This is a genomic window from Gordonia sp. SL306, assembly GCF_026625785.1.
Classification (GTDB): Bacteria; Actinomycetota; Actinomycetes; order Mycobacteriales; family Mycobacteriaceae; genus Gordonia.
On sequence record NZ_CP113063.1, the window covers coordinates 3260932 to 3286456 of the forward strand.

At 65.7% G+C, this 25525-nt stretch carries 22 protein-coding genes; 8 read left to right on the plus strand and 14 right to left on the minus strand.

Annotation, left to right across the window (positions count from 1 at the left end):
- The first annotated feature begins 230 nt into the window (after positions 1 to 230).
- Positions 231 to 1730 carry an MFS transporter gene (locus OVA31_RS14905; protein ID WP_267627395.1) on the plus strand — a complete coding sequence of 500 codons (1500 nt, stop codon included), beginning with the start codon at positions 231 to 233 and terminating at the stop codon, positions 1728 to 1730.
- Positions 1731 to 1967: 237 nt separating this feature from the next.
- On the opposite strand, the gene OVA31_RS14910 is transcribed toward OVA31_RS14905, so the two are convergent.
- The 7 genes from OVA31_RS14910 to OVA31_RS14945 all read right to left on the minus strand — a co-directional run bounded on the left by OVA31_RS14910 (position 1968) and on the right by OVA31_RS14945 (position 10562).
- Positions 1968 to 3218, minus strand: coding sequence for an HNH endonuclease (locus tag OVA31_RS14910; RefSeq protein ID WP_267627396.1), 1251 nt, complete (start codon positions 3216 to 3218; stop codon positions 1968 to 1970).
- 223 nt (positions 3219 to 3441) lie between these two features.
- Complete coding sequence (locus tag OVA31_RS14915; protein WP_267627397.1) at positions 3442 to 4917, minus strand: FAD-dependent oxidoreductase; 1476 nt, start codon at positions 4915 to 4917, stop codon at positions 3442 to 3444.
- 27 nt (positions 4918 to 4944) lie between these two features.
- Complete coding sequence (locus tag OVA31_RS14920) at positions 4945 to 5802, minus strand: alpha/beta fold hydrolase (RefSeq protein ID WP_267627398.1); 858 nt, start codon at positions 5800 to 5802, stop codon at positions 4945 to 4947.
- Between the two features lie 38 nt (positions 5803 to 5840).
- Complete coding sequence (locus OVA31_RS14925) at positions 5841 to 6632, minus strand: glucose 1-dehydrogenase (RefSeq protein ID WP_267627399.1); 792 nt, start codon at positions 6630 to 6632, stop codon at positions 5841 to 5843.
- A gap of 303 nt (positions 6633 to 6935) precedes the next feature.
- A complete protein-coding gene (locus OVA31_RS14935; protein ID WP_267627401.1) occupies positions 6936 to 8600 on the minus strand; it encodes an FAD-binding protein in 1665 nt (554 codons plus the stop codon).
- Between the two features lie 11 nt (positions 8601 to 8611).
- Positions 8612 to 8989: a nuclear transport factor 2 family protein gene (locus OVA31_RS14940; protein ID WP_267627402.1), complete on the minus strand. Its 378-nt coding sequence runs from the start codon at positions 8987 to 8989 to the stop codon at positions 8612 to 8614.
- On the minus strand, positions 8976 to 10562 hold the full coding sequence (locus OVA31_RS14945) for an FAD-binding protein (RefSeq protein WP_267627403.1): 1587 nt from the start codon (positions 10560 to 10562) through the stop codon (positions 8976 to 8978). The genes OVA31_RS14940 and OVA31_RS14945 overlap by 14 nt, the downstream gene beginning before the upstream one ends.
- A 196-nt stretch (positions 10563 to 10758) precedes the next feature.
- On the opposite strand from OVA31_RS14945, the gene OVA31_RS14950 reads away from it, so the two are divergent.
- Entirely contained in the window at positions 10759 to 12402 is a 1644-nt protein-coding gene (locus tag OVA31_RS14950; RefSeq protein WP_267627404.1) for a flavin-containing monooxygenase, read from the plus strand.
- Positions 12403 to 12472: 70 nt separating this feature from the next.
- On the opposite strand, the gene OVA31_RS14955 is transcribed toward OVA31_RS14950, so the two are convergent.
- Entirely contained in the window at positions 12473 to 12988 is a 516-nt protein-coding gene (locus OVA31_RS14955) for a flavin reductase family protein (protein WP_267627405.1), read from the minus strand.
- A 126-nt stretch (positions 12989 to 13114) separates the two neighbouring features.
- Here OVA31_RS14955 and OVA31_RS14960 point away from each other — a divergent pair, with 126 nt between their 5' ends.
- The gene (locus OVA31_RS14960) at positions 13115 to 13792 is read left to right on the plus strand and encodes a PadR family transcriptional regulator (RefSeq protein WP_420714047.1); all 678 of its coding nucleotides are present in this window, start codon (positions 13115 to 13117) and stop codon (positions 13790 to 13792) included.
- A gap of 6 nt (positions 13793 to 13798) precedes the next feature.
- Here OVA31_RS14960 and OVA31_RS14965 read toward each other — a convergent pair whose 3' ends face one another.
- From OVA31_RS14965 to OVA31_RS14985, 5 genes are all read right to left on the minus strand, one after another.
- Positions 13799 to 14734, minus strand: a complete 936-nt coding sequence (locus OVA31_RS14965; protein WP_267627406.1) for an alpha/beta hydrolase — start codon at positions 14732 to 14734, stop codon at positions 13799 to 13801.
- Positions 14731 to 15594 carry an IclR family transcriptional regulator gene (locus OVA31_RS14970; protein ID WP_267627407.1) on the minus strand — a complete coding sequence of 288 codons (864 nt, stop codon included), beginning with the start codon at positions 15592 to 15594 and terminating at the stop codon, positions 14731 to 14733. The genes OVA31_RS14965 and OVA31_RS14970 overlap by 4 nt, the downstream gene beginning before the upstream one ends.
- A 194-nt stretch (positions 15595 to 15788) precedes the next feature.
- The gene (bphC, locus tag OVA31_RS14975) at positions 15789 to 16694 is read right to left on the minus strand and encodes a biphenyl-2,3-diol 1,2-dioxygenase (RefSeq protein WP_267627408.1); all 906 of its coding nucleotides are present in this window, start codon (positions 16692 to 16694) and stop codon (positions 15789 to 15791) included.
- A 43-nt stretch (positions 16695 to 16737) separates the two neighbouring features.
- Complete coding sequence (locus OVA31_RS14980) at positions 16738 to 17916, minus strand: acyl-CoA dehydrogenase family protein (protein WP_267627409.1); 1179 nt, start codon at positions 17914 to 17916, stop codon at positions 16738 to 16740.
- Positions 17917 to 17962: 46 nt separating this feature from the next.
- A complete protein-coding gene (locus OVA31_RS14985; protein WP_267627410.1) occupies positions 17963 to 19135 on the minus strand; it encodes a Rieske 2Fe-2S domain-containing protein in 1173 nt (390 codons plus the stop codon).
- Positions 19136 to 19325: 190 nt separating this feature from the next.
- Here OVA31_RS14985 and OVA31_RS14990 point away from each other — a divergent pair, with 190 nt between their 5' ends.
- The 4 genes from OVA31_RS14990 (at position 19326) to dmpG (ending at position 23138) form a co-directional block, all read left to right on the plus strand.
- On the plus strand, positions 19326 to 20150 hold the full coding sequence (locus OVA31_RS14990) for an SDR family NAD(P)-dependent oxidoreductase (protein ID WP_267627411.1): 825 nt from the start codon (positions 19326 to 19328) through the stop codon (positions 20148 to 20150).
- Positions 20151 to 20292: 142 nt separating this feature from the next.
- The gene (locus OVA31_RS14995; RefSeq protein ID WP_267627412.1) at positions 20293 to 21081 is read left to right on the plus strand and encodes a 2-keto-4-pentenoate hydratase; all 789 of its coding nucleotides are present in this window, start codon (positions 20293 to 20295) and stop codon (positions 21079 to 21081) included.
- Positions 21082 to 21162: 81 nt separating this feature from the next.
- Entirely contained in the window at positions 21163 to 22068 is a 906-nt protein-coding gene (locus OVA31_RS15000; RefSeq protein WP_267627413.1) for an acetaldehyde dehydrogenase (acetylating), read from the plus strand.
- Positions 22065 to 23138 (plus strand): 4-hydroxy-2-oxovalerate aldolase, encoded by a 1074-nt coding sequence (gene dmpG, locus OVA31_RS15005; protein ID WP_267627414.1) that lies wholly within the window; start codon positions 22065 to 22067, stop codon positions 23136 to 23138. The genes OVA31_RS15000 and dmpG overlap by 4 nt, the downstream gene beginning before the upstream one ends.
- 128 nt (positions 23139 to 23266) lie before the next feature.
- Here dmpG and OVA31_RS15010 read toward each other — a convergent pair whose 3' ends face one another.
- A complete protein-coding gene (locus OVA31_RS15010; RefSeq protein WP_267627415.1) occupies positions 23267 to 24193 on the minus strand; it encodes a hypothetical protein in 927 nt (308 codons plus the stop codon).
- A 251-nt stretch (positions 24194 to 24444) separates the two neighbouring features.
- Here OVA31_RS15010 and OVA31_RS15015 point away from each other — a divergent pair, with 251 nt between their 5' ends.
- Positions 24445 to 25515, plus strand: a complete 1071-nt coding sequence (locus OVA31_RS15015; RefSeq protein ID WP_267627416.1) for an acyl-CoA dehydrogenase family protein — start codon at positions 24445 to 24447, stop codon at positions 25513 to 25515.
- Positions 25516 to 25525 lie beyond the last annotated feature (10 nt).

Sequence of the window (25525 nt, forward strand, 5' to 3'; positions counted from 1 at the left end):
GGAGCGGGCCACGTCGTCGTCTGCGTCGATGACTTTGCCATTCGTAATCATGTTGCAGTGCAGATTGTTTCGTGACGAGTTCTGGATGATCATCTGTCCCGAACAGCGGGAACCTCGGCTGGTGCAGGCAGTTCGGTGCCGGTGTGATGTGACTGGCACCACATCCCGTGGTCGTCGATCACTTTGTTCCGACGCGCGGTCTGCGGGTCGGTGTCCCTGGAAGGTATCCGATGCCTGTACAACCCACCCCGAGCGAGGGCTCGGGCGTCACGCCTGGCGCGACGACATCCGACTCCCAGCGGGTCTGGACCCCCCGGCTCGTGCTCGGTCTCGTGTCCATCGTGCTGTTGCTGGAGGTCCTGGCGATCAGCTATCTGATGATCTCCACGGCACTGCCGTTCATCGTCACGCATTATCAGACAACGCAGGGGGCCTGGCTGCTCACAGCATTCCTGCTCACCGGCGCGGTCACGGCGCCCGTCATCGGCCGCCTCTCGGACATGTTCGGCAAGCGTCGCCTCCTGCTCGTCTGTGTCGCGTTGGCTGCGGTCGGGTGCCTGTTGTCGGCGATCGCGCCCTCGTACGGCGTGATGATCGCCGGCCGTGCACTGGCCGGATTCCTCGTCCCGTGCCTGTTCCTCGGTTATTCGCTGATCCGAGATGTGTTCCCGCCGAAGGCCGTCGCCCTGGCGGTCAGCATTGCGACAACCGGGATGGGCCTGGTGGCGGTGCCTGCGCCGTTCCTCACCGGCTGGCTGATCGACGACTTCGGATTCCGCAGCATCTTCTGGTTCCTCTTCGCCGTGGTGGTCGCGATCGGGTTCGCGATCCTCGTCACGGTCGACGAGTCGCCGCTGAGGGTACGGACAACCGTCGATCTGGTCGGCGCGGTGCTGCTCGGCGCGGGTCTCGCCGGAGTGCTGGTCGGCGTCAGCTTCGGGCCGTCCTGGGGCTGGACCGCGGCATCGACCCTCACCTACCTCCTCGGTGGGGCTGCGTTGCTCATGGCATGGCTGGTGTCGGCGAGAACGGTCGCCGCGCCTCTGGTGGATCTGGATGTGCTGCGTCGTCGTCCGGTGTATCTCACGACCATCAGCGCCGGTGTCGCTTATGGGATCTCCGGGCTGTTCGCGGTTCTGTTGCCGATGATGGTGATGGTGCCCGGCATCATGGGACTCGGGTACGGCTGGGGTTTGTCGGCGGAGGATTTCGCGCTGTTCCAGTTGCCGATGGTGATCGCGATCGTGGCCGGCGGACTGTTCGTCGGTGTGTTGGTGAGCCGAGGCTTCGCGCCGCGGCTGCTCATGCTCGCGGGCCTCTCGCTGATGGCGATCGGCATGCTCGTGGTGGCGTTCAACCATTCGGAGAAGTCGACGATCATCCTGGGAGCGGTGATTCTCGGCCTGGGTCAGGGTATGTCGTATGCGGCCGTGCCGAACTTGGTGATCGAGGCCGTGTCGCCCACGCTGCAGGCCAGTACGGCCAGCATTGTCGCCGTGAGTCAGAGCATCTTCCCGGCGGTGCTGTCGGTGGTCGCGTTCACCGTGCTGAACAATTCGCACGTAGCGATGGTTGCGGAAGGCGCCACGTTCTATGACTCGGACGGGTTCAAGGTGGCCTTCGTGATCGGTGCGATCGTCTCGGTGGTGGGCGCGCTGACCGCGCTGGCCATGCCACGGCGAGCGAGTGACGAAATCATCGAGACCACTGGAGTTCTCGGCGCTGCCTGATCGGCGACGGCGCCATACGGTGTCGCGTATCGCGCACCACTCCGTCGGGTCGGAAGACCCTGATCTGGGTGGCCGTCGGGTACGCGACACCGTACGGTGTTGCCCGATACTCACACTGTGGAGTTTTCAAGGGACAGATGCGGTCCCCGCCGGGGCAGGGCGCGTGGGGAGTCGTGCAGATCGTCCACGTCGGGTCAGGTAGGCGGGGATCTCGGTGTCATGCCGGTTTGGGCCGGATCACGCAGCCGCAGGAGGGTTGTCGAGATTCAGTGTGCGCCGGTTGTGAGCCGGTATCGGTTGCCGTCTGGAGTCCACGGTGGTCGGTGGGATCAGCCAGGGGTGTCTGTCGAGTCCCATCACCACGTCCCAGCCGTTGTGGTGAACGTCGGCGTGACAGGACGGGCAGAGTAAACAGCCGTTTTCCAGACAGGTTTCGCCGCCGTCGGCCCAGTGATGCAGATGGTGCGCATGGGTACGGGATGCGGGCGCGCCACATTTGATGCAGCACTTGTCGCGCTCATGCAGAGCTCTCCGTATCGGCGCCGGAAACAGTCGTTTTTCCCGGCTGATGTCGAGGGGCACCTTCTCCCCGTCCACGATCATGGTGGTGATGGTGCCGTCGCACGTGAGGGTGTGCAGGGTGGCTTCGGTGATCGAGCCCATGAACTCCGACTCTGCCTGCGTGGGTCTCTGCGCCGGCACGGTGATCAATGTTTGGGTCCGGGGTGCGGATGCGATATGGGTGTTCCCGCCGCGGGCGGCGATATCGAGCAGCGTTTCCAATGCATCGGCCTGGCGGCGTTCGGTCGACCGCGCGTCCGGTGACCCGTCGGGTTCGAGCCGGGGTTTGGCGAGTTCTTCGATGGCGGCATGGAACTTTTCGCCGACTTCGACGTTGAGGTCGGCACGCACTTCCAGGCGACCATCGTTGTCAATGGATTTCGACAGGGCATTCAAATCACGGTCTTCGGCCGCGGGGATTCCGCCGGTGTCGTCGGCGTGCTGATTACCCAGTGTACGAGCATGTTTGGCGATCTGGGCGGATGTGGCGCCGGAGAAGAACTGGCCGAGAAGGTCTGTCACAAAGGTCAGACGCGTCGCGTCGTCGATCGGTTCCGCACATCGCGAAGCAGCATGGGTCATCCCCTTGACGATGGCATCGACGTGTTCGCCGGAGATCGCACCGTCGATGGCATGTGCGTGCAGTGTCGGCAACGATGACGAGGCTGCGGCGACGCGTTGTAGCCGGGCGGCGAATGCGGGGGCGAGGCCCATGACGATCAGCAGTTCGGTCATCTTGCGGCCGTGGTCTTTGGCGACTCCGAGGCGGTCGAGGTGGCCGGCCACGGTCGCCATGCGGTGTTCGAGCAGGTTGCCCATCACGATGAGCGCTCTCATGGTGTCGAATGCCGAGGGCTTCGTCAGATCCGAAACGTCGTCGAAGTGCAGGTCACGCACCGAATCGACAACGGTATCGACTGTGGTCATGAGTTCCCCCGAAGTTCTCATGCCAACCAAGATATTCGAACAAATGTTCGACGTCAAGGTTTTTCTTGAAGATAGTGCAGAGGATTTTCAGGGGTAGGGAGGGGATCTCGATACGAGCTCGGCTGGCGCCTCGCTCTACTCGATCGGCGGAGCATGCGAGCTCGGCGGAGCATGCGCTCAGTTGGGTGACGAGTCTCGACGCGTGCCCAGGAGTATGGCGTTGTCAACGCCTTTCGGCCGCCGCGGCTCCGGCGCGCCGTCCGAAGAAGGTGCCGTCGCCCAGTGAGGTGCCACTGATGTAGCCCCACGAGTGCAGGCCCGACGTCGCGCGCCCGGCCGCGAAGAGCCCTGGTATCGCCTCTCCGTCGAGATCCAGGACCGCCCCGTCGACTGTGGTGCACACGCCACCGAGGGTGAAGACCTCTGCTCCGCCGCCACCGGCGGCACCGTATTCCGGTGGGGCGATGCCCTTGCGGACGTCGATGGCGGCGAATGGAGCCTGCAATGGCCGCAACCACCGGGCGGACTTGTGGAAGTAGGGATCGATGCCCTCGCCGGCATACCGGTTGTATTCGGCCACGGTGTTCTGTAGGGCTCCGTCAGGCATGCCGATCTCGCATTCGAGCTCTGCGACGGACTCGGCGACGAAATGAGGTACCACACCCCATCTCTCGTTCTCCGGGACCTCCTCGTACCCCCTCTCGTCGAGAATCACCCAGACTCGCAATCCGTGCTTGAACAGAGCGGCCTGACCGACCAGGCCGGGGTACACATCCTCGTTGATGAAGCGCTGGCCCAGGTCGTTCACGATCATCCCGCGGACCATCATCCCGGGGATCAGCGAGATGCCGACCTGGCCGGCCGACATGTGCCGGATCGCGGCACCGGCCGCTTGTGCCATCCGGATACCGCGACCGTCGTCGCCGCCGTCACTGTTGACGCCCAGGCCGACGAGCTGGGGAGCGTGCTGAGCGACCATCTCGGTGTTGTCGGCGAAGCCACCGGTGGTGATCACGACCCCGCGCGCCCGGTAGGTAACGGTCTCGCCGAAATGACGGGCGGATACGCCGACGACCCGGTCGTTCTCGACGATGAGTCGTTGGACCGCGGTATCGGTGTGGACGGCCACTCCTGATGCCGCGATCGCGTCACCGAGCACCGCCATCAGAACCTTGCCACCGAAGCCGTCCGAGGTGACGCGGTGGCCGCGGGGTGCCGGTGTCGCAAGGTCGCAGAAGGGATACGCGTTCTCGCCCATCCACATCAGGCCGTCGTCGGTCGGGGGGACCCAGGTGGGCGAGTCCCACAGCGACGGCTTGAACGGAACGCCCTGTGCAACCAGCCATTCGTAGTGCTCGACACTGCCGTGGCAGTAACGTCGGACCTTGTCGGTGTCTGCGTCCGGGCCGAGGGCGGCGAGCAGGAATTTCTCCATCTCCGCAGGCGTATCCGTGAATCCGCACGCCTGCTGGATCCCGGTGCCGCCGCCCAAGTAGATCTCGCCGCCGGACAACGCGGCCGATCCGCCACCACCGCTCTGCCGCTCGAGGAGGATGGTGTGGGCGCCGGCAGAGTCTGCCTCGAGGGCGGCAGCCGCACCGGCACAGCCGAATCCGATCACGAGCACGTCGGTTTCGTGGGTGAACTCGTCGACCTCGGACGCTGCGAGCGGTCGGACGGATCTGGGCGTGCTGGTCATGCCTGGCCTCCTGTGGGGTGACTGTCGCTATCGGGTGCCGCCGACGGCGGGCTCCCGCCGCAGAAACGCCGACACCGCACTCTCGAAAGCCGACTTCTGCTCGATCATGGCCCAGTGGCCGCATCGCGGGAACACGTGCAACTCGGCGTTCGGGATCGTTCGCATCGGGATCAGCGCCATGTCCAGCGGGCTCACGCGATCGTCGCGACCCCACGTCAGCAAAGTGGGTGCGCTGACCTTGTGCATCGTCGCCCAGGGCGGGGGAGTGTCCGAGTTCTCCATCGCCGCGATCATCGCGGCGAATGCCGTTGAGCCGTACATCCGTCGCGCGCTCTCGAGCGTGCCGGGCTCGGTGGCTTGCGCCCAACGTTCCTCGATGAGCTCGTCGGTGATCAAGGCGGGGTCGTAGACCATCGAGTGCAGCCAGCGCACGAGTCGCTCGCGGTTCGGGTCGTCGGTGAATTCCTGCAGGAGCCGGATTCCTTCACTGGGTCCCGGGCTGAAGAGGTTCTTGCCGATTCCGCCGATCGTGACGAGGCTCCGGACCTTGTCCGGGTGGGCGGCCGCATAGCTCAGGGCGACGCCGCCGCCCATCGAGTTGCCGATGATCGCGGCATCCGTCAGATCCAGCGCGTCGACGAACTCCTCGACCGCGGCCAGCGCGGTGACCATCGGATGGCCGCCGAAGTCGTCGCTGACGCCGAAACCTGGGAATTCCAGTACGAGGCAACGGAAATGCTCCGCAAAGAACGGTAGATTTCCGCGGAAGTTGCGGAGCCCGGTGACGCCAGGTCCTGAGCCGTGCAGAAGCAGCAGGATCGGTCCGTCGCCGGCCTCGTGGTAGCGAAGGACGCCCCGGGAGGTGGTGATCTCGTATGTCGTCACCCCAGGGATCGTCACAGCGGGATTCGTCACGGTCATGATCACTGTCCCATCGCGTAGGCGACGGTGGGGCCCGCGGTCCATCCGCCGTCCACGGCGAGCTCGGCACCGGTCATGTATGCGGCGTCGTCGGACAGGAGGAAGCTGACGGCGCCGGCGATCTCGTCCGGGAGCCCGACCCGACCCATCGGCGTGTTGGGATACTTGCCGTCGCCGGTCTCGATACCGATCGACGATGTCATCGGCGTGTAGGTCATTCCGGGGTGGACCGAGTTGACGCGGATGCGATCCGTGGCGAGTTCTACCGCGGTGAGCTTGGTCAGTCCGCGGACGCCCCATTTCGATGCGCCATAGCCGCTGGTGAGTGGCAATCCGGTGAGTCCGGCAGCGGAAGAGATGTTGACGATCGATCCGCCGCCGGCCGCCCGCAGCGGTGCGATGGCGGCGCGGATGCCGTTGAACACGCCGACGAGGTTGATCTCGAGGACCTGTCGGAAGTTCGCGAGCGTGTCCTGCTCGACGAATGCGCCCGTCGAGATCCCGGCGTTGTTGACGATCCCTGTGAGGGATCCGAATTCGGCCTGTGCGTGCGCGACGGCTTCCGACCACTGGTCGGGATCGGTGACGTCGAGACGGACGTAGCGTGCGGCGTCACCGAGATCCTCGGCGGTCTGCTTGCCCACATCGTCGAGGATGTCGCCGATCACCACCTTGCCGCCGCGCGCGACGATGCGGTGCGCGAACGCCGAGCCGAGGCCTCGCGCGCCGCCGCTGACGATGATCACCTTTCCGGCCAATTGTGCTGTGTCCGATGGTGTTGTTGGAGTGCTCATGATGTCAATCTCCTGAGGTGTTCTGATCGCGGCGCAATCGGTTGGGTAGTCCGCGGGTCGGCTCGACCCGAAAGCTGTCGGTCGCCAACCGTCCGCTGCGTGCGGCTTCTTCGATGGTTTCGCGGAGCGCGGGGCACGTCGGGATGGCGCTCACGTTCTCACCGGCCGCAGTGATGCGAGCGAACTCGGGGCAGGCGTGGTTGGCATCCTCGAGCCACTGAATGCTGGTATGGCTTGGACTGAACTTCTCCGCGAGGACAGTGGTTCGGCAAGTGCCGCAAGTCAACTCTTGCATCACGGGCCTCAGCGGTCGGCAGCGGCGCGGCGTGCCGCGACGTAACCGAAGACCATGGCGGGACCGATGGTCGCACCGGCGCCCGCATAGTCGTTGCCCATCACCGCGGCGGACGTGTTGCCGGTCGCGAAGAGACCGTCGATGACGGTTCCGTCGTCGCGTAGGACCTGTGCGTCTGCGTTGTACACGAGACCTCCCTTGGTGCCGAGGTCGCCGGCACGCATGCGGAGCGCATAGAACGGGCCGCGATCGAGAACGTCGAGTGTTGGCTGATCGAGACTGGGGTCGCCGTAGTAGTTGTCGTACGCGCTGTCGCCGCGACCGTGATCAAGATCTTTCCCGCTACGGGCGAAACCGTTGTAGCGCTCCACGGTTCCGGTGAAGGTGGCCGGGTCGACGCCGATGGCGAGCGCGAGTTCGCCGAGGGTGCTCGCCTTCACCAGGAGACCGCTCTGTGACCAGTCCTGCGGGAACGATTGTCCGGGCATGATGCCGCCGATCGGATACCGGTTCTTCGCAGTGCGATCGAAGATGAACCATGCCGGTTCGTGACCGCCGGCCAGTTGGGCGTGCACGAATGTCACATAGGGCGCCGCCTCGTTGGTGAACCGGCGGCCGCTTTGATCGACGATGATCGAACGCGGAATCGATCGCTCGGACACCAGGACCTGGTTGATGCCGTCGGGACGCTGGAAGGACGGCATCCACCAGGCGTCGTCCATGAGATCCACCGCGGCACCGACGTCGGCGCCGGCGACGATCCCGTCTCCCGTGTTGTCCTTCGACGCCGCGCTGTAGTCGTCCTGGCCGCCGGACGGGAGATGGCGTTTGCGCATCTCGTCGTTGTGTTCGAAACCTCCGGTCGCCAGCAGTACTCCGGCACGGGCCCGGATGCGGATCTGCTCGCCGCGATGTTCGGCGACAACACCGATCACCGCACCGGACGCGTCGGTGATGAGTGACTGCAAGGGCGTGTCGAGGAGCAGCGGCACACCGGCATCCTTCGACGCCAGTCGCAGCCGGGCGACGAGTGCTCGGCCGAGCGTGTCCATATGACGTCGCAGGACAACCGCTTTGACTGCCCGGAGCCCCGTCATCAACGCGGTTCGTCTGCCCTTCCAGGTGCGCATCACCATGTTGAGCGCGACGAAGTCCTTCGACGTGATGAACAGGCCGGGAGGCGTGGCCAAGGCGGCCGGGCGCAGCCGGTCCTCGTCCTCGCCGAGCTGCCTGAGATCGACCGGCAGTGGCTCGATCGACCGGCCTTCCGGACGACCGCCGGGCCGCTCCGGATGGTAGTCGGAATACCCCGGACACCACTGGAAACGCATGTGCGAACTGGACTTCTCCAGGAACTCGATCATCTGCGGCCCCTCGTCGATGAAGGCGTCGACGTTGGCGGAGGGAACCCGGTCGCCGACCACGGCGTCGAGATAGGCACGCACATTCTCGCGCGAGTCGACGATCCCTTCACGGCGCAGCGTGGCGTTGTTCGGAATCCAGACCCCGCCGCCCGACAGCGCCGTGCTTCCGCCGAAGACCGAGGCCTTCTCGATGATGAGCGTGTCCAGTCCTTCCGCGGCAGCGGCCAACGCACCGGTGAGCCCGCCGGCCCCGCTCCCGACCACGACGAAGTCGACGTCGCGATCCCACTGCAGTTCATCTGTGGTCATGTCCGGTCTCTCTATCGGTTCTTGATGGTCAGGTCGTCGGGTCCCCAGATCGCACGCATGCTGGTGATCTGGGCGTCGTCGTCGAACGTCATGATGTCGATGGGTTCGACGACGATGACCTGGTCGGGAGTTCTTGTGGTGACGCGGAATCCGAATGCAGCGGTGTGGCCGGCCACGCGCAGCGTGAGGAGTTCGGCGTCGCAGTCGGCTCCGCTCAGCGCTCCGTAGAATTCCTCGATCGCCATTCGGCCGGTACGGATTTCGGAACCGACGGGGTCCTCGACGGTGGCGTTGTCGGCGTAGAGGGCGGCGATGTCTGCGGCCGTTCCGGCTCCGATCGCCGACAGATATTGCAGGACCCGGGAGCGGATCAGGTCATTCGGCTTCATCGGCACTCCTCGAGATCGTGGTGTCGGGGTCGGGATCTCCGGTGCGGGAGAGCATGTCGAGGGCTGCGAGGTGGCTGAACAGGACCGAGGCGCCGATCGGGTTGCCGCCGCCTGGATAGGTGGTCCCACTCACCGCGGCCATCGTGTTGCCCGCGGCGTAGAGGCCATCGATTCGTCGGCCCGTCTTGTCGAGAGCGGCCCCGGTACTGTCGGTGCGCACGCCACCCTTGGTGCCGAGGTCGGAGATGCCGAAGGCTGCTGCGTGATAGGGCGGCTGGTCGATCGGCACCATCGGCGGCTCCCCGCCGGAGAACGCCCGGTCATACGCCTCGTCGCCCCGGCCGAAGTCCGGATCGACGCCATCGGCCACGAACTTGTTGAAGCGCTCGACGGTCGCCACGAGTCCGGTCGGGTCGACCCCGATCAGGGCGGCGAGGTCCTCCAGCGTGTCGGCGGAGTGCCACAATCCCGCGGACTCGTAGTCCTCGGTGTCCACCATGGACACGTTGGATGCCTTGACCGGCGGGACCACACCTTCCTTGTCGTCATAGACCATCCAGAAGGGCAGGGCCAGCGTTTCCTGTTCGATGGCCTGGATGACCTCGCGCCCCAGTCGGTCATACGGTGCGGACTCGTTGACGAATCGCTGCCCGTCCTGGTTCACGAAGATGCCACCGGTGAACCACAGGGCAAACGCCGAGCGCCCGTCCGGATGGGTCATCCCGGGCGACCACCAGGCCTGATCCATGAGGTCGAGGTCTGCGCCCGCGGTGATCGCGGCCTGATGTGCGCGGCCGAGATTCCCCCACGGTCCCATCGTGTCGCGCGCCGAGCCGGGAACCCCGAACCGATCGCGCATCTCGTCGTTCTGCTCGAAGCCGCCTGCAGCCAGCAGCACGCCACGGAAGGTCCGGATCGCACGGCGCGTCCCGTCGTGTTCGACGATCGCCCCGACCACCGAACCGTCCTCGACGACCAGGTCGACCAGAGGCGAATCGAGGTGTAGTGACGCATTGGGGAACCGGCTGAGGGCCTTCAGGAATCGTCCGATGAGCGCTTGTCCGCCGATGAGCAGGTCCGGGGGTGGCGCACCCAGCCGATCGGTGTCGAGCGGACCGCGCAACGAGTCCCGCAGGTCGCCGAGTTCCGACGCGGGTAAAGGTACGGGAGTGATGTGGCGCTGTCCGTCGAGCCGCGCCCCTGGCGCCTTCCCGAAGTAGTCGGGCCAGGGGAACATCTCGAAGTCGAACGCCGGATCGCTCTCCAGATACTCGATCACGTCGGACCCGCGACGGATGTAGGTCTGCTGGAGATCGGCCGGAGTCCGATCGCCGACGACCGCCTCGAAGTACTCGAGTGCCTCGTCCAGGGTGTCGTCGGTGCCGGCTCGACGCAATGCCGGGTTACACGGAAACCACATCCCGCCGCCGCCGGAATACGCGGTGGTACCCCCGAACTTGTCGGTGGCCTCGACCACGGCCACACGCAGTCCTTCGCGTGCCGCGGTGTAGGCGCCGGCGAGTCCGCCACCCGATCCCGCGACGAGCACATCTACTTCGTCGTCCCAGTGCATGCTGTTCCCCTTCCGTGAACCAATGCCGACGGTAGGCGAGCAGGGCGAGTCGCGGAGGTGCGTTGTCCCGATGATCGGGAGGATGATGTGACCGGTGCCGGGTGTGCCGATCAGCGGGAGGAACACTGGCATCCGGCGGGCTCGCGATCCTAGCGTCGGCGGTCAGTGAAACGTACCGATCGGAAGGCGAATTCACGTGGAGAGCACCAACTCAGAAGCCGCCGCACATGTGCGTACCGTCGACGTCGTCGTTGTCGGTGCGGGAATCGCGGGATTGTATGCACTGCAGCGGTTCCGACGTGACGGTCATTCCGTCCAGGTCTACGAGGCCGGCGGCGGAGTGGGCGGCGTCTGGTACTGGAACCGCTATCCCGGCGCGCGTTGTGACGTCGAGAGTGTCGACTACTCATACTCTTTCGACGATCAGCTGCAGCAGGAGTGGGACTGGAGCGAGAAGTACGCCACGCAGCCCGAGATCCTCCGATACCTCAACCATGTGGCGGACCGATTCGACCTCCGGCGCGACATCGCATTGAACACCCGGGTCATCGATGTGACGCTCGACGAGTCGACACTTCGCTGGCTGGTGCGGACCGACACCGGTGAGGAGGTGTCGGCCAGGTTCTGTGTACTAGCTCTCGGACCGCTTTCGAGTGCGAACATCCCGCAGATCCCCGGCCTGACATCGTTCGCCGGCGATGTCCACCACACATCCTCGTGGCCGCACGACGGCGTCGATTTCGCCGGGCGACGTGTCGGGGTGATCGGGACGGGATCGTCGGGGATACAGGCGATTCCACGAATCGCCGAGACCGCGACAGAGCTCCATGTCTTCCAGCGGACACCGAATTACAGCATCCCGGCCGGCAACGTGCCGCTCGACGATGCGACGCGAACGGCCCACAAGGCCGATTACCCGGAGCGTCGTCGCCGATCGATGGAGAGCGGCGGGGGCTCACCGCACCAGCCGCACCCGCGGTCGGCGCTGGACGTGTCCGACGACGAACGCCGGGAGGCATACGAAAAGCGTTGGCTCCTGGGCGGAGTACTGTTCAGCAAGACCTTCCCGGACCAGCTGACCGACCTCGACGCGAACCGGACCGCCCAGGAGTTCTGGGAGCAGCAGATCCGTGCGGTGATCGACGACCCGGCGGTCGCCGACCTCCTCATCCCGCGCGACCATCCGATCGGTGCGAAGCGGATCTGCACCGACGACAATTACTTCCAGACGTTCAACCGTCCGAACGTGCACCTCGTCGACGTGCGCGCGACGCCGATCGAGCGGATCACGCCCGCGGGTATCGACGTCGACGGTCGATCGATCGTGTTGGATTCGCTGGTGCTGGCCACCGGATTCGATGCGATGACCGGCTCGGTGGAACGGATCAATATCGTCGGGCGTGGGGGTGAGACCCTCAAGCAGGCCTGGAGCGAAGGACCGCGAACCTACCTCGGTCTGGGGGTCGCCGGATTCCCCAACCTCTTCAACCTGACCGGTCCCGGCAGCCCCTCGGTCCTGGCGAACATGGTGCTGCACTCCGAACTTCATGTGGATTGGGTGGCCGACGCACTCACGGCCCTCGACGCTGTCGGGGCGGAGGCCATCGAGGCCCGGCCCGACGCTGTCGACAGTTGGGTCCGGGAGTGCTCGGAACGAGCTGCTCGAACATTGATGCCCGAGGCGAACTCCTGGTACCTGGGTGCGAACATCCCGGGAAAGCCCAGGGTGTTCATGCCGTTCGTCGGGGGGTTCGGCGTGTATCGCGACATCGTCGAGGAGGTGGCGGCGGACGGGTACCGCGGCTTCGAGCTGATTCGCAGCCGGTCCGAATCCGGGTGACCTGCTCGCGGTCGGATCAACCGATCACACCGGCGCTCCCCGTTGGATCCACCGCGGGGAGCGCCGTCGGTCATCCGACGAGATCGCCGAAGGTGCCGAGGCCACCACGGAAGAAGAGCAACGGGCCCTTGACTTCCTGCGCCGACAACCCGGTGATCTGCGCGACGACGATGGTGTGATCACCGGCGTCGTGCTCTGCGTCCAGACGGGCGTCGATGTGGGCCAGCGCGTCGTCGAGGATCGGGGCACCGGCGAGACCGGGTCGCCAGCCGATGCCCCGGAACTTCTCGGTTCCGGTTCGGGCGAACTGCCGGCACATCTCGTGCTGATCGTCGGCGAGGATGTTGATGCAGAACTCGCCGATCGCACGGATCCGTGGCCAGCTCGTGGATGTCGCGGACGGGCAGAACGACATCAGCGGCGGTGCCAAGGAGACGGACACGACGGATTGGCAGGTGAAGCCGATGGGTTCCGTCCCGTCGTGTGCGGTGATCACCGCCACACCGGTCGCGAAGTTGCCCCACACGCGCCGAAGGCTGCGCTCATCGATGTCGAACTGCCTGGTCATCACCTTGTCGTGACTCATGATTCCTCCGAAAGTTGCCGTGTCACAACAGAATCAGCTCATCGCGTCGACGAATCAACGGGCTGTCCCGCTGAGTGCGCGGCCACGTCGCGAGCGTCCGGCCATCAAGTTGGTAGCATTTTGCCCGTGACCTCGGAAAAAGTTGACTTCGAGGACCTGCCCAATCTTCCTCCGACCTCGTGGGCTGTCCTCTGCATGCTCGCTTACGAGGAAGAGGTCTCCGGGTACGACATCAAGAAGTGGGCGGACTGGAGCCTTCGTCACTATTACTGGAGTCCGTCGTTCAGCCAGATCTATTCCGAGCTCAAACGGATCGAGAACCACGGGTACGCCACGTCGCGGATGGCCACCGGCGATGGCGGCCGGAATCGTAGGGTGTACAAGATCACCGATGCCGGTCGCCGGGCGGTCCGCATCTGGGCGCTCGATGCACCGGTCGATCCTCCGATGCTCAAGCACGGCGTGTTGTTGCGGACCGCATTCGGGCACCTCAGTACGCCGGAGACGGTCAAGGCGATGCTACGCGAACATGTGGAGCGGGTTGAGGCGTTGCAGCACAGGGTCGCTGTTGATGCCGCCGCCGCCGAGGCGGAACCGGCATGGGCATACGCGCGGATCGCGATGCGATGGGCCGAGCGCTATTACGCCAACGAACGTGAACTGGCGCTGGAGCTGATCGACGAGATCGACGGCGCCGAAGAGATTTTCACCGCGGGCAAGCACGGCGAGAGCTTCCCGCGCCCGCGACCGGGACATTGGCGTGAGGTCGAGAAGCAGGTCCAGGCAACCGAACACGACGACTGATCGATCTCAGTCCTGATCCGCCAGCGCGCGAAGGTCGGTCCATGCCTGCTTGCGTGCGGCCTCACACAGGTCGAGAACGGGCATCGTCATGAATCCGTGGATGGCGCCTGCATGGTCGTGGTGGACGGTCCGGACGCCGGCCGCAGCGAGCGCACGCGCGAGGTCGGCACCTTCCGACCACAGCGGGTCATACCCGGCAGTGATCACGAGGGTCGGGGGCAGGCCGGCGAGGTCCGCCCGAATGGGGGAGGCATGGGGGTGTATTCGGTCTGCGGGTTCCGGAACGTACTGATCCCAGTACCATTTCATCGCGGCTGCCGTGTTGTAGTGGCCGTCGGCGAACCGGACATATGAGTCGCTGGTGAAGTCAGCGGCAACGACCGGGTAGAGCAGCGCCTGCGCACGAATCCGGGGTTCGCCTGCCTCGCGGGCCAGCAGCGACGCGACGGCGGCGAGATTCCCGCCTGCGCTGTCACCGGCCACGATCAGGCGCTCCGAATCCGCGCCCAGGTCGGTGGCCACCTCAGACGCCCACATCGTGACCGCGTGGACATCATGGGCAGCGGCCGGCCACGGATGTTCGGGAGCGCGGCGATAGGCGACAGACACGACGACGGCGCCGGCCCCGTTCGCCATCGAACGACAGAGGTCGTCATGGCTGTCGAGGTCGCAGAACACGAATCCGCCACCGTGGGCGAACACGATCAGCGCCCGTGCGGTCTCGTCGGTGTCCCGATCCAGAGGCCAGTAGATCCGCACCGGGATCTCGCCACCGGGCCCGGGGACCGTCCGATCATGGACGCGGGCCACCGGGACGGGCTCTGGATCAGGTTGCAGCCGGGCACGGATAGCTGCCCGCGCCGCAGGGGCCGACATCGTCTCCACTCGAGGAAATCCCTCGTTCAGTCGAGGCAGGATGGCGGCGACTCCCGGGTCGATCATCGTGCCACCCGGGTCGGCGCGCCGCTGATCGGGGAGACCGACGCCCGACGCATCCCGAGATGCTGATGCCTGCGCTGCAGGGTGGGCACCACCCGGCCCGATCCGCCCTCGAGGTTGCGCCATATCGCCAAGGCCGTCATACGCACGGGTGCCGCCAGCCGGTGATCGAAGTTCATCCGGTCTGCGGGACCGCAGACCGATACCGCGGCGACGGCCTCGTCGAGGTCGCCGATCGGCGCCGCGACACAACCGATGCCGGGAAGCGACTCTTCACGCTCGTAGGCGATCCCGTGGGTGCGGATCTTGACGAGTTCGGTCTCGAGGCGGGAGCGCGTCGAGATGGAGTAGCGCGTCTTCTGGGTCAGCGGTTGACCCGCTCCGGGTTCCCGGTTGTCCGCCTGGTGGTCCGAGTGCGCGAGGATCGCCTTGCCGACCGCGGTGCAGTGGGCCGGCTGCCGGCCGCCCACCCGCGTCGGGATGGCGGCCGCGAGGGTGCCGCCGATCTTCTCCAGGTACACCACATCCGGTCCGTCGAGGATCGCAAGATGGACGACGAATCCCGTGGTCCGGTGCAACTCGTGCAGGAACGGAAGGGCCGCCTCGTGCAGGCGATCCTGATGGACGGCGATCGAGCCGAGTTCCATCAACCGGATCCCCAGTTCGTAGTCACGTCCCTGCCGACGTAGCCACCTCAGCGCGACCAGACGTTCCAGCATTCGGTGGGCTGACGATCGCGGCAGGCCGGTGCGCCGCACGATCTGGGCGAGGGTGAGTCGGCCTGGCCCGTCGAACGCGTCGAGGACGAGGGATACACGGTCGAGTACGGCATTCGGGGTGGATGTCTCCATCTCGAGGGTCATGACACCTCCATGGGGGAGCAGTGAGGAGTGCGGGCTGCACGCTATGCCTAATAGGCATATGCCTATTAGTAACATAAAATGTGGGCGCTGTCACACAATTCTCCCGGCGGACCCGAGCCGACCCATCTCGACGCAGACGGGGCGTCCCACCCTCAGGTGAAACGCCCCGTCTGTCTCATGACCGCAGATCGCTGCTACATCGCAGCCAGTGGCTCACTTCCCGACCAGTCGTGGCCCCAGTAGCTGTCGGCGGTGATCTCCTCGGCCGTGTAGTGGGCCTCGTCCACCTTCATGCCCTCGGTGCCGAATTCGATGTCCCAGCCCCCGGGTGCCCGGACGTAGAAGGACACCATCTTGTCGTTGGTGTGCCGGCCCAGCGTGGACGAGACGGAGAAGCCGTCCTTGACCACACGGTCGAGGGCCTGGCCGACCGCGTCGAGGGAGTCGACCTCGACCATCACGTGGATGAGACCCGGTGCTCCGCCGTGGGGCGCAGGGCAGAGCGCGAGGCTGTGATGGCGCTCGTTGACGCCGAGGAACCGGATACGCATCGGGCCGAACTCCGGCGGTGCCGGAAGGCGCATCGCTCCGCGGGGCAGGAACCCGAGGACATCGGTGTAGAAGTCGAGGGCCCCGACCGGGTCGGTGGTCGGTAAGACCACGTGGCCAAGGCCCTGCGCGCCGGTCACGAAGGTAGCGCCGAACGGAGTGACGATCGGGCTGTGATCCAGGACCGGTCCATGGAACACCTCGACGTTGGCCCCGGTCGGATCGGTGAAGGAGATGACCTGCTCGACGCGACGGGCCTCGGCCTCTTCGACGGACAGTGGCTTCACGGCTGCGCCGGCCCGTTCCAACGCGGACTGGACTCGCGCCAGCGCCGCGCCGTCGCGCACTTCCCAGCCGATGTCGACGACCTCGTCGGTGTCACCCGGCACGACGACGATGCGTGCTGCCCGTTCGTCCATCCGGAGGTACAGGGCGTCCTCGTCGGGTCCGCTGCCCTGCGCGAAGCCCAATACGTCGAACGCGAAGGTGCGCCAACGGTCGATGTCGGTGGTCTGGATCTTGAGGTAGCCCAGACCCTTGATCTCTGTCATGTCGATTCCTTTGTGGATCAGTTTCTTACGTGGTGATGGCCGGTCAGATCATCTTCTGGAGCTGCTCGGGTGGCTCGATGCCGAGCGAGCTGAGGGCCGAGGCGTGATAGACCGTGCTCGGCACGTGAATTGCGTGGTTCAGTCCGGCGTGCGCGTCGCGCCAGAATCGCTGCAGTGGCTTGTCCATGCGCAGGGCGTTGCCCCCGGAGCGCGCAAAGATCTGATCCACGGCCATCACGGCCCGCCATGCGGCCCGCACTTGGGTCCGACGCCCGGCGGCCCTCTGGTCGAACGACACCTCCTTGCCGGCATCGACGATGTCCCACATGGTGTCGACGGTGGCCAGCAGCTCCTGTCGGGCCGCGTTGATGTCTGCTGCGGCCTCGCCGACGGCAAACAAGACGTAGGGGTCGTCCTTGATCGCGGTCCCCTGGGCGCCGACCCGTTCGCGCTGATAGTCGAGGTGCGCGGCGAGAGCGCCCTCCGCGATTCCGATGACCGCCGAGGAGATGCCCAGCGGGAACATGTTGGACCACGGCATCTTGTAGAGGGTCTCGGTCACGCCGTACTCCCGCTGCGCTGTGCCGTCGATCACCTGGTCGCCGTTCATCACCCGGTACGAGGGGACGAAGGCGTCCTTGACGATGATGTCCTTGGAACCGGTTCCCTTGAGGCCGACCACGTTCCATGAGTCATCGACGATCTGGTAGTCGCTGCGGGGCAGGATCATGTGCAACATCGTCGGGGGATCGGCGATGGACCCGTCGGCCGTGCCGAGCAGTGCACCGAGAAAGATCCAGTCGCAGTGATCGGTGCCGGAGCTGAATTGCCAGCGGCCGTTGAAGACGTATCCGCCGTCGACCGGGACGGCGAGCCCTGTCGGGGCATACGGTGACGCCATCCAGGTGTCGTTGTCGGTACCCCAGACCTCTTCCTGGACCTTCGGATCCGCGAACGCCAACTGCCACGGGTGGACGCCGACGATGCCGCAGACCCACCCGGTCGCACCGTCGAGTGCGGCGGCGGCCATCACGGTCTCGGCGAACTCACGCGGATGAGCTTCGTAGCCGCCGTACTTCTTGGGCTGCAGCAAGCGGATCGGACCGGCCGCCTTGAGCTTCTTCGCGGTCTCGTCGGGCAGCCGGCCGATCCGCTCGGCCTCATCGGCCTGGCCGCGGATCTCCTCGGCCAGCGCGGTGATGTTCTCGAGTGCTTCGTTCATGTTCGCTTCCTCGTGCTCGTGGTGGTGTGCGGTAGACCGGGCCCGGTCAGGCGTGGGCTTGCAGTGTGTTGCTGTTGGCGATGTTCTCGGCGACCTCGGCCTCCCAGCTCTGCACCGCCCGCTCGGTGTCGATCTCGAACTCGAAGCGGTTGGTCATGTCGTCGGTGACCTCGTCGACATCGACGTAGAACTGCTCGTACCAGCGGCGCAGCTGGTATACCGGTCCGTCCTCTTCAGAGAGCAGCGGGTTGTCGATGGGCGCTTTGTTCTTCCAGATCTCGATGTCCTGCTCGAAACCCATCTCCACGCCCTGGGCGAACTGTGCTGCCATGCCGGCGGCCGCCTCGTCGGACATGCCCTCGGGCTTCTTGACCATCGCGCCGTACTGCAGCACAAAGGAATTCGACGAGACCGGGTAGTGGCAATTGATCAAGACCGTCTCGATGGTCATGCCCTGAGCCTCGCTCCACAGCCAGTCGATCATGTACGACGGACCGAAATACGATGCGTCGGAACGCAAGGTGGAGTTCGGATCGTCGTAGTTCGTGCCCACTTCGATGTCCTGGCGAGGAGTGGATCGCATGTACTGCGTGGCGACATGACCTTCGAAGACGTTCTTGAAGTAGCGGGGGAACGCGTAGTGCACGTAGAAGAAGTGCGCCATGTCCACCACGTTGTCGACGATCTCGCGGCAGTGAGATCCTTCGACGAGGAGCGAGTTCCACGTCCAGCCGGTCCATTCCGGACTTCCGAATCCCTCGATCTCGGGGATCGTCACGTCGTCGGTTGGCTTGCTGCCCTGCGGATCATGCCATACGAAGAGCTGTCCGTTGCGCTCGAGCGTCGGCCACGAGCGGGTCTTTGCCACCGGGGGGACCCGCTTGGCGTAGGGGATGTCGGTGCAGCGGCCGTTGCCGCCCCAGCGCCAGTCATGGAACGGGCAGGCGATCGAATCGCCTTTGATGGTGCCGAGTGCGAGGTTTCCGCCCATGTGCCGGCAATAGGCGTCGAGGATGTGGAGCTTCCCGGTCTCCGCGGCCTGAAAGACCACCAGCGTGGTACCGAAGGCCTTGACCTGGTGAGGCTGACCGTCCCGGAAAGTGTCGAGCAGCCCGAGGCAATGCCAGCCGCGGGCAAAACGGGCCGGCGCGGCCGCCGCTTCGATCGTTCTGAACTCCTCGGTTTCCGAGGGGCATTGACCATTCGTGTGACCCAGCATCGAGACCTCCAACTCTCCAGACGGACTGGTGTGACGGTTTCGATGGTCGCCGGAACCGGTGGCGAGCGAACGGCTCCTTCCCGGTCAGTGGGCGGGAATTCCGGCTTCCCGCTCAGTGGATGCCGATTGCACCCGCGACGACGTCGTCTGGTGGTATCGCTGGGGTAGCGCCGAGAGAGGGAGAACTGCGATGCAGCCAGGCAGTGGACAGCAACACGGTGGACAACACGACGTGGGTCAGCGGTATCGGGGACGCCGGGTCCTGATCACCGGTGCGGGTTCGGGGATCGGTCAGGCGACCACCTTGCGGATGCTCGAGGAAGGGGCGCAGGTTGTCGCGGCCGATGTGAGCGAGGCGGGCCTGGCCGACACCAAGGACAAGGCGGGGGCCTCGGCGACCCTGACGACTGTTGTCGTCGACGTCGCCGACGAGGCGTCGGTCCGGGCGGGCGTTGCCGCGGCGGTCGAGTCGCTCGGCGGCCTGGACGTCCTGGTCAACGCCGCGGGAATCCTGCGTTCGGCGCACAGCCACGAGATGTCGGTGGAGTTGTTCGAGAGCGTCCTCCGGATCAATCTCACGGGTACCTTCCTGATGATCCGTGAGTCCATCCCGGCACTGCGGGAGGGGACATCGCCCGCGGTGGTGAACTTCAGCTCGACGTCGGCGGCATTCGCGCATCCCTACATGGCCGCGTACGCCGCCAGCAAGGGCGGCATCCAGGCGATGACCCATGCCCTGGCCTCCGAATACGGGAAGGCGGGCATCCGGTTCAACGCGGTACAGCCCGGATCGATCTCGTCGGGGATGACCGACGGCAGCGGAGCGAGCGGACAGAGTGCGGGACCCGGGCTGCCCGAGGATGCCGACTACTCCCTGTTCCCCACACCGCTGCTATTCGGCGGCGGCTTCGCGCCGCCGCAGGTGGTGGCAGGTGTGGTCGCGATGCTGGCCAGCGCTGACGCGGCGTTCATCACCGGCACCGAGGTACGGGTCGACGGCGGTTCGCACGCCTGACCTCATCTGCCGACGTCATTCGACCAACGGGGAGTGGCGGCGGCATGTCGCGAATCTGCAACATGTTCTAAACTAGAACACGTTCACTCGGTGTCGCCCGGAGCGCAGCGAGCGGGCCGAAGGCAACGGAGAAGGAGACGAAGTGGCGGTCGACCAGGCAATTCGTGAGCAGATCGCGGCCGATCTGTGGAACGCGGAGCAGACCGCGGTCGCGATCGATCGGCCCACCGACACTCACCCCGACCTCGATGTCGTCGACGCCTACGAGATCCAGCTGATCAACATCCGCAAACGGCTCGATGCCGGTGCGAATGTTGCCGGTCACAAGGTTGGCCTCGCCTCCGAGGCCATGCAGAAGATGATGAACGTCGATGAGCCGGACTACGGCCATCTGCTCGACGAGATGCAGTACTTCGAGAAGACCCCGATCGACGCGCAGAAGCTGTGCTTTCCGCGTGTCGAGGTGGAGGTCGGCTTCATCCTCGGCGCAGATCTGCCAGGCGAGGGTTGTACCAACGAGGACGTGATCGAGGCGGTCGAATGGGTGGTGCCGTCGATCGAGCTGATCGACTCACGCATCAAAGACTGGAAGATCACGCTGTGTGACACCATCGCCGACAACGCGTCGTCGTGCGGCTGGATCCTGGGCGAACAACGTGTCCCGATCAGCGAGATCGACACCGGGAACATCGACGCCGTGTTGCACCGTAATGGTGAGGTGATCGCCAAGGGCAACTCGTCGGGGGTGCTGGGCCACCCGCTGAACGCGGTCTCCTGGCTCGCCCGCAAAGTCGAGGGCTTCGGCGTGCGACTCCGCAGGGGCGACGTGATCCTGCCCGGCACCGCGACCCGCGCGATCGACATCAGTTCGGGTGACCATTTCGTCGCCGAGTTCGAGGGGTTGGGCAGCGTGACCCTGGACTTCGACTAGCTCAGCCCGCTGACGTGCTGGGACGTCCCGCACACGAGAACTGAAGAACTTCGACATGTACGAACGAGCAAGGAGGCGCAGGTGGCAGCCAAGCTGACCGCAGCGATCATCGGGTCGGGCAACATCGGCACCGACCTGATGTACAAGCTGGAACGATCCGGGGTCATCGAACCGAGGTGGATGGTCGGCATCGATGCCGACTCCGAGGGCATGAAGCGGGCCGCCGACCACGGCCTGATCACCATGAGCGGCGGGGCCGACGAGCTCCTGTCGTCGTCGGAACGTCCGGACTTCATCTTCGAGGCGACATCGGCCTACGTGCATCGCGAGTACGCCCCGAAGTACGAGGCCGCCGGGATCACCGCGGTCGACCTCACCCCGGCCGCGGTCGGTCCGGCGGTCGTCCCGCCGGCGAACCTCCGCGAGCACCTGGACGCGCCGAACACCAACATGATCACCTGCGGTGGGCAGGCGACGATCCCGATGGTGCACGCCGTGTCGTCCGTGGTGCCGGTGCCCTACGCCGAGATCGTTGCGTCGGTCGCGTCCGTCTCGGCCGGCCCGGGTACGCGCGCGAACATCGACGAGTTCACCGCGACGACGTCGAAGGGTGTGGAGACCATCGGCGGGGCGACCCGCGGCAAGGCGATCATCATCCTGAATCCGGCCGATCCGCCGATGATCATGCGCGACACCATCTTCTGCGCGATCCCGGAAGACGCGGACACCGACGCGATCGCCGAGTCGATCCACAAGCGCGAGAAAGAGATCCAGGCGTACGTGCCCGGCTACCGCCTGCTGCAGGATCCGCAGTTCGATCCGCCGTCGGTGCTCAACGGCGGGCATGCGCGGGTCTCCATCTTCGTCGAGGTCGAGGGCGCCGGCGACTTCCTTCCGCCGTACGCGGGCAACCTCGACATCATGACCGCCGCCGCCACCAAGGTCGGCGAGGAAATTGCAAAGCAGAAGTTGGGAGTCTCGGCATGACGACCGCAGTTGACCTGATGGCGAACGCACGTAAGTACTCCGACACCCTCGACATCCGCATCACCGACTCGTCGTTGCGCGATGGCAGTCACCACAAGCGGCATCAGTTCACCGAGCAGGAGGTGCGCGACATCGTCGCGGCGCTCGATGCCTCGGGTGTGCCGGTGATCGAGGTGACCCACGGTGACGGGTTGGGCGGGTCGTCGTTCAACTACGGATTCTCGAAAACCCCTGAGCAGCAACTGATCAAGGCTGCCGCCGAGACGGCGAAGCAGGCCAAGATCGCGTTTCTGATGCTGCCGGGCCTCGGGACCAAGGACGACATCAGGGCCGCGCAGGACAACGGCGGGCAGATCTGCCGGATCGCCACGCATTGCACCGAGGCCGACGTGTCGATCCAGCATTTCGGCTTGGCACGCGACCTCGGGCTGGAAACGGTCGGCTTCTTGATGATGAGCCACTCGCAGCCGCCGGAGAAGTTGGCGGAACAGGCCCGGATCATGGCAGACGCCGGCTGCCAGTGCGTCTACGTCGTCGACTCGGCGGGCGCGCTGGTGCTCGAAGACGTCACCGTTCGCGTGCAGGCGTTGCGAGCCGAGCTGGGTGACGACGCCCAGATCGGTTTCCACGGCCACGAGAACCTCGACATCGCGGTCGCCAACTCCATCAACGCGATCCGTGCCGGAGCCCAGCAGATCGACGGCTCGATCCGCCGGTTCGGCGCGGGCGCAGGCAACACGCCGACCGAGGCATTCGTCGGGGTGTGCGACAAGCTGGGCATCTCCACGGGCGTGGACTTCATGAAGATCGCCGACGCCGCCCAGGACGTGGTACGCCCGGCGATGCCGTCCGAATGTCTGGTCGATCGCTCGGCGATGATGATGGGCTACGCCGGGTGCTACAGCTCCTTCCTGAAGCACGCCGAGGGGCACGCCGAGCGCTACAACGTGTCGGCGGCCGAGATCCTGCTGGAGGCCGGTAGCCGCAAACTCGTCGGCGGCCAAGAGGATCAGCTCATCGACATCGCGCTGGAACTGAAGAAGAAGCAGGACGCGAACGCCGGAGTTTGAGTAGGGACGCGCCGGTCGTCTTCTCTCGCGCTGGCGGGTTCGGCTCTCGCGGGTCGTCGACGACCCGCGAGAGGCCGGACGACCCGCGTCCCGCGACGGCACCCGCGTGTGCGTCGCCTTGATGCCGATCACGCCGCGATGATGGCGAGTCGGGTCAACCACTCCCGGAGGATGCCCACCACGCGACCGTTCTCGAGGTCGGACCAGGTCCAGCGCACGACGACGATGTCGAGTCGACGGAGTGCGTCTTCGCGAGCTTTCTCGCGGATGACGACGTCGGAGGTGCTCTCGCCGGGCCGGACCAGCTTCTCGTACTTGACCTTTCCGTCGAACTCGCCCACCAGAAGTCCGGCCCAGTCGTAATCGGTGCGCGCGATGAACGTCCCGTCGGTGCCATGGAACTCGTGCTGAAGTCGGGGGACCGGTAAACCTGCCTCGATCATCTGGGCACGGCCCCACGATTCGCCCGGATTCTCCGACATCCCATCCGCATGATGCAGCGCCCGCCTGGCGTGAGCTGCGCCTCGATGCCTGCTGCCGAGCAGTCGCGCCATCACCTCGCGATCTGCGCCTTTGCGCAACGCGGAATCGAGGACAGCCAACGCCCCGGCAAATCCCAGGGGACTCGAGCAGGCAATGTCGACCGCGGTGCGTTCCAGGGAGGTCACTCGGAGACCCTCGAACTCGACGACCTCGTCGGGGGCGAACCTGCCGACATGTCGATGTTGAGTGGTGGTGCGGTAGCCGCCGTTCGGCGAGCCGGTGGTCATGTGGATGCGGCGCAGGTTCGGCCTCAGCATCTCGACGCCGTGGATCACGGCGGCCGACTGGTGGCTGAGTGTCGCGGCGACATCGCTTGTGACCGACGCCGCGACGGCCTTCAGCCGGTGCCATTCGGTGGGGGACCGCTTGCCCGCGGGTACACACACGCCTCGGCCGACGGAGATCGTCTCCTTGGATTGCAGTGCGCGTCGGTACTCGTCGGCCGAGAAGTGGGCGGACAGAACGGCAGCGCGATGGATCAGGCCGTGGCGATCGGTGGGGAACGGTGTCATGAACGTAGGACGCAGCAGGTCTGAGATCGGTGCCCACCGATCTCAGAACGCGGATCAACTCGGCTGACGCGGGGCGGCTGAGCAAACGCGGGTCGGCCGGCCGAACGCGGGTCGTCGACGACCCGCGTCAGCACAGTCGACCCGCGTCACCTCGGCCGACCCGCGTGCGGGAACCTTCCGCCGTCACGGTGCCTGTCGCATCATCCGCTCACATGGTTAACTATGTGTGATAACGGACGATGGGAGGGTCGATGGATTTCGCGCTGAGCTCCGACCAACAGGATCTGGCCGACGCCGAGCGTGCGTGGTTGCAGAAACATGATCCGATCCTGGAGCGGCGCCCGTCGATCGACGACGGACCCGCCACCGTCTCGTCGACCATGCGCAGGCACATGACCGAGGCCGGGTACGCGGGACTGCTGACGAAGGAGCTCGGCGCGACCAACGTCGACCTCCTGGTCCTCGTGGAGGCACACGGTTGGGCCGGCAGCCCGGTGCCGCTCGCGGAGGTGGCCATCGCCGTGGGGCTGCTCGAAACGATGGGGCACCGGGCGTGGGAAGACGCCGCCGCCGGTGAGGAGATCGTCATCCCGGTCCGTCCGTCCACGTCGGGTCGTCTCGACGTCGAACAGGTGGGTGGCGGACTCCGGATTCGTGGGACGACCGCTCCGGCAACCGGGTTGGTCGACGCCGACCGCATCGTGCTGGTGGCACAGACGGCCGATGGCGGTGACGTCGCGGCGGACATCCCCGTTCGCGACGTCGAAATCCGGGAGCGCGACACCCTCGATCTGCTCCGATCGTGGGGGGTCATCGACCTCGACGTCACCGTCGCGGCCGAACACTGGGCGTCGATGCCGACCGGCACGGTCGGAACGGTCACCGAGCAGCTGGCGACGTTCCGTGCCGCCGATGCACTCGGGTGTGCCGATCGGCTTCTCGGTCTTGCTGTCGACTATGCCGGGCAGAGAACGCAATTCGACAAACCGATCGGTTCGTTCCAGGCGGTGAAGCACCACCTGGCCAACATGGCCCTCGCGGTGGAGGCGTCTCGTTCGACGCTCTGGGCGGCCGCACTCGCTCTCGACGGCGACGACGCCACAGCGCGGGCCCGTGCGGTGTCCTCGGCTGTCGCGTTTGCCTGTCGGAGCGCGAGTGACGTCGCTCAACTGGCGCTCCAGGTCCATGGCGGAATCGGATTCACCTGGGAGCACGACGTTCATCTCATGATCCGGCGGATCAAGGTCGACGAACTCCTCGACGGTTCCGTGGACGATCATCGCCGCCGAATCGTCGACCTGCAGCCGGCGGCAGCGGATTAGTATCGGGAGC

What these genes read in the sequence shown, in the direction of transcription:
- OVA31_RS15015 (WP_267627416.1), top strand. Translation starts at nt 24,445, where the DNA reads ATGGATTTCGCGCTGAGCTCCGACCAACAGGATCTGGCCGACGCCGAG.
- OVA31_RS14990 (WP_267627411.1), top strand. Translation starts at nt 19,326, where the DNA reads ATGCAGCCAGGCAGTGGACAGCAACACGGTGGACAACACGACGTGGGT.
- OVA31_RS14955 (WP_267627405.1), bottom strand. Translation starts at nt 12,988, where the DNA reads ATGAGTCACGACAAGGTGATGACCAGGCAGTTCGACATCGATGAGCGC.
- OVA31_RS14935 (WP_267627401.1), bottom strand. Translation starts at nt 8,600, where the DNA reads ATGACCACAGATGAACTGCAGTGGGATCGCGACGTCGACTTCGTCGTG.
- OVA31_RS14905 (WP_267627395.1), top strand. Translation starts at nt 231, where the DNA reads ATGCCTGTACAACCCACCCCGAGCGAGGGCTCGGGCGTCACGCCTGGC.
- OVA31_RS14980 (WP_267627409.1), bottom strand. Translation starts at nt 17,916, where the DNA reads ATGAACGAAGCACTCGAGAACATCACCGCGCTGGCCGAGGAGATCCGC.
- OVA31_RS14925 (WP_267627399.1), bottom strand. Translation starts at nt 6,632, where the DNA reads ATGAGCACTCCAACAACACCATCGGACACAGCACAATTGGCCGGAAAG.
- OVA31_RS14965 (WP_267627406.1), bottom strand. Translation starts at nt 14,734, where the DNA reads ATGATCGACCCGGGAGTCGCCGCCATCCTGCCTCGACTGAACGAGGGA.
- OVA31_RS14970 (WP_267627407.1), bottom strand. Translation starts at nt 15,594, where the DNA reads ATGACCCTCGAGATGGAGACATCCACCCCGAATGCCGTACTCGACCGT.
- OVA31_RS14985 (WP_267627410.1), bottom strand. Translation starts at nt 19,135, where the DNA reads ATGCTGGGTCACACGAATGGTCAATGCCCCTCGGAAACCGAGGAGTTC.
- OVA31_RS14915 (WP_267627397.1), bottom strand. Translation starts at nt 4,917, where the DNA reads ATGACCAGCACGCCCAGATCCGTCCGACCGCTCGCAGCGTCCGAGGTC.
- OVA31_RS15010 (WP_267627415.1), bottom strand. Translation starts at nt 24,193, where the DNA reads ATGACACCGTTCCCCACCGATCGCCACGGCCTGATCCATCGCGCTGCC.
- OVA31_RS14910 (WP_267627396.1), bottom strand. Translation starts at nt 3,218, where the DNA reads ATGACCACAGTCGATACCGTTGTCGATTCGGTGCGTGACCTGCACTTC.
- OVA31_RS14945 (WP_267627403.1), bottom strand. Translation starts at nt 10,562, where the DNA reads ATGCACTGGGACGACGAAGTAGATGTGCTCGTCGCGGGATCGGGTGGC.
- OVA31_RS14940 (WP_267627402.1), bottom strand. Translation starts at nt 8,989, where the DNA reads ATGAAGCCGAATGACCTGATCCGCTCCCGGGTCCTGCAATATCTGTCG.
- bphC (WP_267627408.1), bottom strand. Translation starts at nt 16,694, where the DNA reads ATGACAGAGATCAAGGGTCTGGGCTACCTCAAGATCCAGACCACCGAC.
- dmpG (WP_267627414.1), top strand. Translation starts at nt 22,065, where the DNA reads ATGACGACCGCAGTTGACCTGATGGCGAACGCACGTAAGTACTCCGAC.